The organism is Vibrio sp. 1069 (assembly GCF_033340555.1).
Genome location: NZ_JAWOWP010000320.1, coordinates 1 through 735 on the forward strand (window position 1 = coordinate 1; position 735 = coordinate 735).

Annotated in this window: 1 protein-coding gene; it reads left to right on the forward strand. The window is 47.3% G+C overall.

The genetic code is table 11. The annotated features are described in order from the left end of the window. Nucleotides 1-155 precede the first annotated feature (155 nt). A complete protein-coding gene (locus R7040_RS26255; RefSeq protein ID WP_000651490.1) occupies nt 156-575 on the forward strand; it encodes an H-NS family nucleoid-associated regulatory protein in 420 nt (139 codons plus the stop codon). Nucleotides 576-735: the final 160 nt, after the last annotated feature.

A 735-nucleotide genomic window follows, 5' to 3' on the forward strand; every position in this document is an offset into this window, starting at 1 on the left:
TTATTCTCTTCGATTTTCTGGCAACATTGGGTCTTTTGAGCAACAGAGTTCAGAGAGTCAACCTGCACAGCATCAAAATTCGCCAGTGCAGACTGACGCAAAACTGAACTCTCAACGTGATTCACTTAAAGGAAAACTGATGGGCTCCGTATGACATGAAAGACCACGAGGAGTTCTCTACGCTATCAGCGGCTGAACGTAGAGAGTTAATAATCGCAGAGTTAAAGCGTAAAAGCCGCATTCGCACCCTGTTGCGAGGACTCCCGTTAGATGAAGTTCGGGAGATCATTGACAGAATGAAGGGCGTTCTCAATGAACTGGAGGAAGAGTACAAAAAGCGAGAAGAAGAAGAAAAAGAAAAGCGAGCTCAGGCTGAGCGAATAATGAGCGACATGGAATCCTGCGGTGTGGACATCGGCTTGCTCAACGAAATGTTCACGAGCAGATCAGAACCTGATAATGCTAAATATTCAAAAGACGGAGTTTCGTGGAGTGGGCAAGGACGTCGCCCGGATGCTTTCAAGGGGTTGGGAGCTGTCGAGCTGGAGCGCTACCGTATCCCACAGAAGAAGTAAAAAAATGAGCGCCGCAAAGTTTGGGCGCTCATCTTCTGGTCCGAAATGTCATAGTCTACTCAAGCACACTCTTTCTCCCCACCACCATGCCTTCCTTGTTCTTTGCAGAACGGACATTCAACGCAGGTTCTTTGATTAACAGAGGTGAAGTACGTACACT